This is a genomic window from Stenotrophomonas sp. ATCM1_4 (assembly GCF_004348115.1).
Lineage (GTDB): Bacteria > Pseudomonadota > Gammaproteobacteria > Xanthomonadales > Xanthomonadaceae > Stenotrophomonas > Stenotrophomonas capsici.
In genome coordinates this window covers 4,105,395-4,115,203 of the sequence record NZ_QPFB01000001.1, presented here as the reverse complement: position 1 = coordinate 4,115,203, position 9,809 = coordinate 4,105,395, and the positions used below count along the sequence as shown (strand labels likewise).

Sequence of the window (9,809 nt, the reverse complement as noted above, 5' to 3'; positions counted from 1 at the left end):
GGTAATCCCCCCGCAGATTAGCTGACGCCAAAAGTGGAATTTTCTCGTACCCTTTTCCGAGGAGGTTCCATGAAGACATCTCGTTTCACCGATAGCCAGATCATCGCGGTACTCAAGCAGGCCGAGACCGGCACGCCCGTGCCGGAACTGTGTCGCGAGCACGGAATCAGTTCGGCGACTTTTTACAAGTGGCGCAGCAAGTTTGGCGGCATGGACGCATCGCTGATGTCCCAGCTCAAAGAGCTGCAGGAGGAGAATCGGCGCCTGAAGAAGATGTATGCCGAATCGCAGATGACTGCCGAAGTACTCCGCGAGGCGATGGCAAAAAAATGGTGAGGCCATCTCAACGCCGGGAGATGGCCAAGTGGGCAGTGGCGAACAGGGCGCTGAGCATCCGGCACGCCTGCCAGGCGTTCGAAGTCAGCCAGACCTGCTACCGCTATCAAGCCAAAGCGAACGAAGAAAACGCGCGGATAGCTGATTGGCTTGTCCGGCTGACCACGGCCTATCGCGATTGGGGATTTGGCCTGTGCTTCCTGCACCTGCGCAACGTGAAGGGCTTTGGCTGGAACCACAAGCGGGTGTATCGCATCTATCGGGAGCTGGAGTTGAACCTACGGATCAAGCCGAAGAAGCGGTTGGTGCGCGAGCGGCCGGAGCCTTTGGAGGTGCCGGAGACGATCAACCAGGTCTGGTCGATGGACTTCATGCACGATCAGCTGGCTGATGGCCGCAGCTTCCGGTTATTCAACGTGCTCGATGACTTCAACCGCGAGGGACTCGGGATTGAGGTCGATCTGTCGCTGCCATCGGGCCGAGTCATACGATCGCTGGAGCAGATCATCCAATGGCGCGGCAAGCCAAGGGTCATTCGCTGCGACAACGGCCCCGAATACCTCAGTGGCGCGCTACTGACCTGGGCCGAACGCGAAGGCATCCGGATCGAGTACATCCAGCCAGGTAAGCCACAGCAGAATGCTTACGTCGAACGCTACAACCGCACCGTCCGCTATGCCTGGCTGGCCACGACCTTGTTCGACACCATCGAGCAGGTGCAGGACAAGGCCACGCGCTGGCTATGGACGTACAACCACGAGCGCCCCAACATGGCGCTCGGCGGCATCACGCCAGCAATGAAACTGGCGATGGCCGCATAGCTCCACTTTTGGCAGCCGCTAAAAGCGGGGGGATTACCGTGGGTACGATTGGTGCGGAGTGCGGCTCGGGCGCCGGCTTCGCGCCCGAGGGCGCTCCTACCCAAAGGCGATGGACTGCGCGGGGATCTTCGTTGCTCCACCGTTGACGTAGGAGCGCCTTCAGGCGCGAGGCCGGAATGTGCTTCGCTACGAGAATGGCTGGAGCAGGTGATAGGCGTGGGTGCGAAGGCGCCGGGGTCTAGTTCGGGTGCGGGCTTCGCGCCCAAGGGCGCTTCTACCGAAGGGACGTCTACGGGGCCGCGGTGTTGCCCGCGGCCTGGGCAAAAAAACGGCGCCTTGCGGCGCCGTTTCCGGTTCTGCGATTGGCTTACTTCGCTTCGGCGTTGCTGGCCTTGCTCTTCATCATCGCGTCGCGATTGGCCTTGAACGGGTTGCCTTCGTACCAGTTGGGCCAAGCGTCGCCGCCGGCCAGTTGGTTGCCGACGCCATACAGCAACTGCAGGTCTTCGACGGTACCGTCGAGCTTCCAGGTGGCGGGGTCGTACTCGTCCTTCGGGCTGTGATAGCGATCCTTGCCGTAGGCCTCGGTGGCACGTTTGCCGGCTTCGATGCCACCGTCGACCAGGTCTTCCCCGCCGTCGGCATACAGCGCCGGGACGCCGGCCTTGGCGAAGTTGAAATGGTCCGAACGGAAGTAGAAACCGCTCTGCACCGAGGATTCGGCATGCAGGGTACGGTTCTGCGCGGTAGCCAGCGGCTTGAGGATGTCCTCCAGCTCCGAGCTGCCAAAGCCGGTGACGGTCATGTCGCGGGCGCGGCCGTTGACCGACATGGCGTCGATGTTGATGACACCGGCGATCTTGTCCAGCGGGAAGGTCGGGTGGTTGACGTAGTACTGCGAGCCAAGCAGGCCTGATTCCTCCAGGGTGACCGCCAGGAACACCACCGAGCGCTCCGGCGGCAGGGCCTGGTGGGCCATCGCGTCGGCGATCTCGAGGATGCCGGCCACGCCGGTGGCATTGTCGACCGCACCGTTGTAGATGTTGTCGCCTTCCTCGCCCTCGTGCTTGCCGAGGTGGTCCCAGTGCGCCATGTAGAGCACTGCTTCGTCGGCACGCTTGCTGCCCGGCAGGACGCCGACCACATTGCGCGACTTCTTCTGCGCGATGGTGCTCTTCAGGTCGAGCGAAAGGCTGGCCTGCAACGGTACCGGCTTGAAGCCACGCTTGTTGGCATCGCGGTAGGCCTTGTCCAGGTCGAGTCCGGCCTGGGTGAACAGCGTGCGCGCCGCCTCGGCGCTGAGCCAGCCCTGGGCCTGCAGGCGCGGTTCCTTGTCCTCGGCCGCCGGCAGGTCGTACTGCGCGCCACCCCAGGAGTTTTTCACCACGTCCCACCCGTACGAAGCGCCGGCGGTGTCATGGACGATCAGCGCGGCGGCGGCGCCCTTGCGCGCGGCTTCCTCGAACTTGTACGTCCAGCGCCCGTAATAGGTCATGCGCTTGCCGTCGAACAGCTTGGCATCGTTGCTGTGGAAGCCGGGATCATTGACGAACATGACCACGGTCTTGCCCTTCCAGTCCTGGCCGGCATAGTCGTTCCAGTTCTGTTCGGGGGCGTCGACACCGTAGCCGACGAACACCAGCTCGCTGTTGTCGATCCTGATCTCGGGCTGCCCGGTGCGCGTGCCGATCACCATGTCGGTGCCGAACGCCAGGTCACGGCTGGCCGCGCCCTGCTGGATCTTCAGCACGGTGCCGGGATCGGCCGTGGTCTCGGTCATCGGGACGTCCTGGAACCAGCTGTCGCCGTTGCCCGGTTGCAGGCCGATGCGCTGCATCTGGTCACGGATGTAGTTGACCGTCAGTTCCTCGCCCTGCGTGCCCGGCGCCCGACCCTCGAACGCATCGGAGGCCAGTTGCTTCACCAGTTCGCCGAAGTCGCCGGCGTTGATCTGCGCATCGAAGGCATGCGTCGGCGCCTGGGTGGGCGCGGGTGCCGGTGGCGCGGCGGTGACGGGTGCGGCCTGTTCGCCCTTGCAGGCGACCAGCGCCGCACTGGCGGCAAGACACAACAACAGTTTGCGGGGCATGGGAACTCCGGTTTCCGATCGAACCCCGATTCTAGGCGCGATGCGCCCACGGTGCTCAGTCAGCCGGTGCGCGCTCGCTGGAGAACCGCTGTACCGTGGCGCCGCTGACCGGGCCGATGCGGGCACTGTCATGCACGTACAGCGTGACTTCACGCTCGAACACCAGGTTGCCTTCGACCACGGCGTTGGGGCCGATGATGATGCGCGGCTTGCGCGGCGGCGTCAGCGAAATGCTGAACGAGGGACGGGTCACCTTGATGCCGCCCTTGATCACCGAATCGACGCCGACGGTGATGTCGCCGTTGACCGTCTCGATGTTGCCCTGCACCTGCGTGCCGACCAGTCCGATGCCTCCATTGACGGTTTCCACGTCGCCGCCGATGCGGCTGCCACGGTCGACGAAGATGCTGCCGTTGACGGTTTCCAGCCCGCCGCTCAACACCAGCTGGCGGCCGCTGCGGATGGCGCCGTTGACCGTCTCGACGCTGCGGGCGCTGACGTTGTCCTCGATGTGGACGCTGCCGTTGACCGTTTCCACGCCGCGGGCGCTGACGCCGCTGGCCAGGTGGATGCTGCCGTTCACCGTGTCCAGGTCGCGGTAGGTGGTGCCGGCATTGGTGCTGATGGCGCCGTTGACCTTGCTGATGTCGTCGTCGGCCATGGCCAACGGGGCGAGGGAGGCCAGGGCCAGGGTGAGCAGCAAACGTTTCATGGAAGGTCTCCGCCGGGGCGTTCAGGGGACAGGGGATGATCGCACCATGCTTGGTTACAATCCGCATCTGCCTGAAGTCACTGGAACGCCCTTGCGCCAGACCCGCCATCGTCCCGTCCTGCACCGGCTGCCTGCCCCGTCGCGTCTGCGGGCCTCCGGGTTGCTGGTGCTGGCGTTGCTGGCCGGGCCGCTGCTGGCGCAGAACACGTCCCGTGATGCGGAGAAGAAGCTGCAGCAGTTGCGCGGTGAACTGCGCAATGTGTCTCAGGAACGCCGCCAGTTGGAGGGCCAGCGTGACCAGGCCCAGCAGCAGCTGCGCGCCGCCGACCAGAAGGTGGCGCGCAGTGGCCGCGCGGTGGCCGAGGCCGATGCCGCGGTGCGCCGCGAGCAGCAGGCCCTGGCGGAGCTGCAGCAGCGCAAGGCCACCCTGCAGGGTGGCCTTGCCCAGCAACGCCGGCAACTGGCGGCCTTGCTCCGCGGCGCCTACCAGTTGGGCAACCACGCGCCACTGAAGCTGCTGTTGTCACAGGACACGGTGGCCGATGGCAACCGGCAGCTGGCCTATCACCGTTACCTGCAACGCGAGCGTGCCGCCGCCATCACCGCGCTGACGGCCGACCTGACGGCGTTGGAGAGTACCGAGCAGCAGATCACCGCACGCAGCCGCGAGCTGGAGCAAGCGCGCGAGCAGCAGCGCCGCGATGCCGCCACGCTGGCCCAGGACCGCCGCCAGCGTGCCACGGTGGTGGCCGAGCTGGACCAGCGCTACCAAGACCGCAGCGACCGCGAGAAGGCCCTGGGCAAGGACGCGCAATCGCTGGAACGCTTGCTGGCCAACCTGCGTGCCGCCGCTGCCCGTGCCGAGGCCGAACGCCGCGCCGCGGCCCGCCGTGCCGCCGCCGCGCAATCCCGGCAGGCCGCGAACGGTGCAACGGCACCGCGGGATGCGCCGCGCCCCGCGCCGGGCAAGACGCCGCCGCGGGTGGTGGCCAATGCGCCAGCCCTCCGGGTGGGCGGGCTGGGCTGGCCGCTGTCGGGCAACCTGCTGGCTCGTTATGGCGGCCGTCTCCCCGATGGCCGCAACAGCAGCGGCGTGCTGATCGGTGCGCCGGCCGGCAGCACGGTCAACGCGGTGGCCGACGGCACGGTGGTGTTCTCCGACTGGATGACCGGCTACGGCATGATCCTGATCGTCGACCATGGCAACGGCTACATGAGCCTGTATGCCCACAACGATGCCTTGCTGCGTGATGCCGGGGCGCGGGTGCGCCGCGGCGAGGCCGTGGCCAAGGTCGGCAACTCGGGCGGGCAGGGCGTGACCGCGCTGTACTTCGAGCTGCGCCGCAACGGCCAGCCGGTGGATCCCTCGACCTGGCTGCAACGCCAGTAGTACACGCGGCGTTGACGGGCCAGGCGTGCAGCTAAACCGCACATGTCGGCTGGGGCGGCGGGCATGGCCGGGTTCAACGGGAATTTAGCCGGGCTTCGCGCATAATCGGACCCGGCGTGCCTTGGCACGCATCCGTTTTCTCATGGAGTGGTTCATGCGTGTAGCCCGTCTTGCAGCTGCCCTGCTGTTGGCCCTGTCCCCCGCGCTATCGCTGGCGCAGAGCGCCCCGGACAAGGCGTCCCGGGCCGACGATCCCGACGCCAAGGAATCGGTGACCTCGCGCGTACCGCTGGATGAGATCCGCCGTTTCGTCGCTGTCTACAACGCGGTGCGTGCGGCGTATGTCGATCCGGTCGATGACAAGAAGCTGATGCAGTCGGCCGTGCGTGGCCTGCTGCTGGAACTGGATCCGCACAGCACCTACTTCGACAAGGCCGACGCCGAGGCATTCGACGAGCAGACCAATGGTGCCTACGAAGGCATCGGCGTGGAGCTGCTGCAGCAGGACGACAACACGCTCAAGGTGGTGTCGCCGATCGACGATACCCCGGCCGCGCGCGCCGGCCTGCGCGCCGGTGACCTGATCGTGGCGATCGACGGCAAGCCGATCAGCGCGATCGAGGCGATGGAACCGCTGCGCGGTGAAGCCGGCAGCAAGGTGGTGCTGACCATCGAGCGCGGCCAGCAGAAGCCGTTCGACGTGACCGTGGTGCGCGAGACCATCCGCGTTACCAGCGTGCGCAGCAGGATGCTGGAGCCGGGTTATGGCTATGTGCGCATCAGTACCTTCCAGGCCGATACCGGTGCCGACTTCCAGAAGAACCTGGCGCAGCTGCAGGCGCAGGCCGGTGGCAAGCTGAAGGGGCTGGTGCTGGACCTGCGCAGCAACCCTGGCGGCCTGCTGACCGCCGCGGTGCAGGTGGCCGACGACCTGCTCGACAAGGGCGGCATCGTCAGCACGCGTGGCCGCATCTCGATCAGCGACGCCAGGTTCGATGCCACCCCGGGCGACCTGCTCAAGGGTGCGCCGGTGGTGGTGCTGGTGGATGCCGGTTCGGCCAGTGCTTCGGAAGTGCTGGCCGGTGCGCTGCGCGACAACCAGCGCGCCCGCATCGTCGGCAGCCGTACCTTCGGCAAGGGCTCGGTGCAGACCGTGTTGCCGCTGGACAACGGCGACTCGGTGAAGCTGACCACCGCGCGCTACTACACGCCCAGCGGGCGGTCGATCCAGGCCACCGGCATCGTGCCGGAGGTGGAGCTGACCGCCGAAGCGGACGAGGCCACCAAGGACCTGCCGCCCAGCCTGGTCGACTACAGCGAAGCCAGCCTGCCCGGCCACCTGCACGGTGACGATGAGGCCGACGGTGGCAAGGCCGGCGTGGTGTTGCCGGGTGATGCGCCGATCCAGCAGGCGTTGCAGGAACTCAAGCAGCCCGGCTCGGTGGTCGCCGCGCAGGCCGCTGCGGCAGCCGCGGCAAAGGCAAAGCCCGCCGCCACACCGGCGCCAGCACCGGCAACGCCCTCGGCGCCGGCCAAGCCGGAGGCTGTCCAAGCGCCGGCGAAGGCAGCACCGGCCACGCCCATGGAGCCGGCTGACACGCCCGAGCCGGTGGACGGCGACAAGTGATGCAGACAAGGCCCCGCATCGCGGGGCCTTTTTCCAGGTGATTCAGCGTGGCTTGCCGGGCAGCGGGAAGGGCGTGACTACCTTCTCGCCGGTGGCTGCGTCGCGGATGGAGGACTGGCCCTTCTTCTCCACTTCCTCGATGCGCACGATGCTCTGCATCGGCAGGTGCAGCACCCGGGTGTTGCCGAACTCCTCGCGCAGGCGCTCTTCGGTGGGGTCGACCACCAGCCCGTCGTGGATGTCGAACACCAGCTCGGCGATCTCGTTGAAGCCCCACAGGTGGCTGCCGCCGACGCGCCGTGCATACAGCTCGTAGACCTTGCCGTGGTTGAGGAAGGTGACCTTGTACAGGGGTTTGCTGCTCATCGCGTGATTATAGAAGCCGGCTCAGAAGCCGTGGTTCTTGCGCAGCTTGCGGGCAATGGCGGCACGGATGTACAGGCCGTAGACGATCCCGAACAGGAAGCCGGCCGCATGTGCCGACCAAGCCACCATGCCGAAGCTGGGGCCGATGTAGGCAAACACCACCTGCAGTGCTGCCCAGACCCCGATCAACAGGAAGGCGGGGGCACGGACGAACTCCAGGAACAGGCCCAGGGGCAGCACCACGCCCAGCCGGGCACCGGGGAACAGGGTCAGGTAGGCCCCCATCAACGCCGACACCGCACCGCTGGCCCCGATGATGATGCGGTCCGGTGTACCCATCGCATACAGGGCCGCCAGGTTGGCCACCGCACCGCCGGCCAGGAACAACAGCAGCAGGCGCCAAGGACCGAGCACACGCTCGGCCGGCAGCCCGAAGATCAGCAGGAACACCAGGTTGCCGAGCAGGTGCAGCCAGTCGGCGTGCAGGAACAGCGCGGTGAACAGCCGCAGGACGCTGCCGTCGCTCAGCGCCGCCCACCAGTCCTGCGGGTTGCCCAGGCCGGTGGACAAGGCGCCCCAGTCCATCCAGAGCGAGCGGCGAGCCTCATCCGGCCGTGAGATCGACCACAGGAAGGCCAGCCAGATGACCGTGAACAGCAACGGCACGGCCCAGCGGAGGCCCGGCTTCTTGCGGGAGGGGATCGAGACGAACATCGGGCTGCAAGCCTAACCCGGCACCGTCATCCGGGGGAGGCATAATTTTTCCGGCCGACGTTATTGTTTAGTTAATGCCCCTGAGTGATACTGCATACGGCGTCGTATGTCGGGAGGGGACTCCGGCGCACTCCCAGGCCGTCCTGGCGGACTGGAAGTGCAGGCGCAAAAACGACCACCACCGTTTACGGAGAGACATTCGAACATGACCGCTTCCACGTTTGCCCGCGTCACCGCACTGGCTGTCGGCATCGCCGGCGCCCTGGCTTTCGGCCACGCCCATGCTGCCGCCTTCCAGCTGAAGGAAAACAGCGCCAAGGGCCTGGGCCGCGCTTTCGCAGGTTCGACCAGCGCCTGGGGCGATGCCTCCGTCGTGGCGACCAACCCGGCCTCGATGCGTCTGCTGGACGGCCGCCAGTTCCAGGCCGACGTGAGCGCCATCAGCTTCTCGGCTGACTTCAAGAGCGAAGGCGGCCGTTACGTCGGCCCGACCGGCCCGGGCACCGGCACCCCGATCGGCGGCGGCAATGGCGGCGATGCCGGCATGATCGCGCCGGTTCCGGCCGCTTACCTGCACATCCCGTTCGGCGAGAACGACAACATGCACTTCGGTGTGTCGCTGACCGTGCCGTTCGGCTTCACCACCGAATACGACAAGGATTGGGTGGGCCGTTACCACGGTGTCAAGACCGACCTGAAGGCCATCGACCTGGGCGCTGCGTTCTCCTACGACGTGAACCCGTACGTGTCCTTCGGCGCCGGTGTGTTCGTCGAGCACCTGACCATCGAGCTGACCAGCGCGATCGACTTCGGTACCGCGCTGTATGCCAGCCCGGGTGGCGCGCAGCTGGGCTTCCGTCCGGGTAATGCCGACGGTTCCTACAAGGTGGAAGGCGACAACAATGCCTTCGGCTGGACCATCGGCGGCACCTTCAGCCCGACCGAAGACACCAACATCGCGCTGAGCTACCGCTCCAAGGTCGAGCACAAGATCACCGGCGGCAAGGCCACCTTCAACGTGCCGCCGACCGCCGCTGCCGTGCTGGCGCAGGCACGTCCGGGCCAGTACGTGAACACCTCGGGCAAGGCCACCCTGGAGCTGCCGGCGTCGGCAACCCTGAGCGTGACCCACCGCATCAATGACCGCTGGACCGTGATGGGCGACGTGACCCGCACCGCCTGGTCGCCGTCGTTCGACACCGTGACCATCGACTTCGCCTCGAACCAGCCGGACCAGGCGCTGCCGTTCAAGTACAACGACACGACCTTCACCTCGATCGGTACCGAGTACAAGCTGTCCGACACCCTCACCCTGCGTGGCGGCGTTGCCTACGACCAGAGCCCGACCAGCAACGAGCACCGTGACGTGCGCGTGCCGGACGTGACCCGCAAGTGGCTGTCGGTCGGCCTGGGCTGGACCCCGTCCGAGCGTACCGAGTTCAACTTCGGTTACACCCACCTGTTCACCGACGAGCCGTCGATCAACCTGGTCTCGGCCACCGGCAGCACGCTGAAGGGCAAGTACGATGTGGGTGGCGACGTGCTCGCCGCTTCGATCAACTACAAGTTCTGATCGAGCCCCGCAGTGATGCAGCAGAAGGCCCCGCGCAAGCGGGGCTTTTTGTTTGGGAGAGGCAAAGGCACCCCTCCCTGGCCCTCCCTTCGCTTCGCGAAAGGGAGGGGAAAGAGCAACCGCAACCGCAACAGCGGTGGTCCGGCCACCGTCGTTTCATGTGGGTGTGGCCAAACAAGAA

8 protein-coding genes are annotated in these 9,809 nt (G+C 66.3%); 4 read left to right on the top strand and 4 right to left on the bottom strand.

The features are described 5' to 3' along the window. Positions 1–69: 69 nt before the first annotated feature. Positions 70–1,157 (top strand): IS3 family transposase gene (locus tag ATCM_RS18675; protein WP_243694062.1). Its coding sequence is split into 2 segments (ribosomal slippage): positions 70–322 and positions 322–1,157, totalling 1,089 coding nucleotides; the frame shifts between segments, so codons are not numbered across the junction. A gap of 367 nt (positions 1,158–1,524) precedes the next feature. On the opposite strand, the gene ATCM_RS18670 is transcribed toward ATCM_RS18675, so the two are convergent. Further along, complete coding sequence (locus ATCM_RS18670) at positions 1,525–3,246, bottom strand: M28 family metallopeptidase (protein ID WP_132865964.1); 1,722 nt, start codon at positions 3,244–3,246, stop codon at positions 1,525–1,527. 55 nt (positions 3,247–3,301) lie between these two features. Continuing rightward, entirely contained in the window at positions 3,302–3,958 is a 657-nt protein-coding gene (locus ATCM_RS18665) for a hypothetical protein (protein ID WP_132865963.1), read from the bottom strand. A gap of 46 nt (positions 3,959–4,004) precedes the next feature. Here ATCM_RS18665 and ATCM_RS18660 point away from each other — a divergent pair, with 46 nt between their 5' ends. Together ATCM_RS18660 and ATCM_RS18655 are read left to right on the top strand one after the other, a co-directional pair. Further along, on the top strand, positions 4,005–5,348 hold the full coding sequence (locus tag ATCM_RS18660) for a peptidoglycan DD-metalloendopeptidase family protein (protein ID WP_132865962.1): 1,344 nt from the start codon (positions 4,005–4,007) through the stop codon (positions 5,346–5,348). A gap of 154 nt (positions 5,349–5,502) precedes the next feature. Beyond that, positions 5,503–6,975 carry a S41 family peptidase gene (locus tag ATCM_RS18655; protein WP_132865961.1) on the top strand — a complete coding sequence of 491 codons (1,473 nt, stop codon included), beginning with the start codon at positions 5,503–5,505 and terminating at the stop codon, positions 6,973–6,975. Positions 6,976–7,017: 42 nt separating this feature from the next. Here the strand turns inward: ATCM_RS18655 and ATCM_RS18650 are convergent, their stop codons facing one another. Further along, positions 7,018–7,341: a DUF1820 family protein gene (locus ATCM_RS18650; protein ID WP_132865960.1), complete on the bottom strand. Its 324-nt coding sequence runs from the start codon at positions 7,339–7,341 to the stop codon at positions 7,018–7,020. Positions 7,342–7,362: 21 nt separating this feature from the next. Next, positions 7,363–8,055, bottom strand: coding sequence for a rhomboid family intramembrane serine protease (locus ATCM_RS18645; protein WP_132865959.1), 693 nt, complete (start codon positions 8,053–8,055; stop codon positions 7,363–7,365). 205 nt (positions 8,056–8,260) lie between these two features. Here ATCM_RS18645 and ATCM_RS18640 point away from each other — a divergent pair, with 205 nt between their 5' ends. Continuing rightward, positions 8,261–9,628 carry an outer membrane protein transport protein gene (locus ATCM_RS18640; protein ID WP_132865958.1) on the top strand — a complete coding sequence of 456 codons (1,368 nt, stop codon included), beginning with the start codon at positions 8,261–8,263 and terminating at the stop codon, positions 9,626–9,628. Positions 9,629–9,809: the final 181 nt, after the last annotated feature.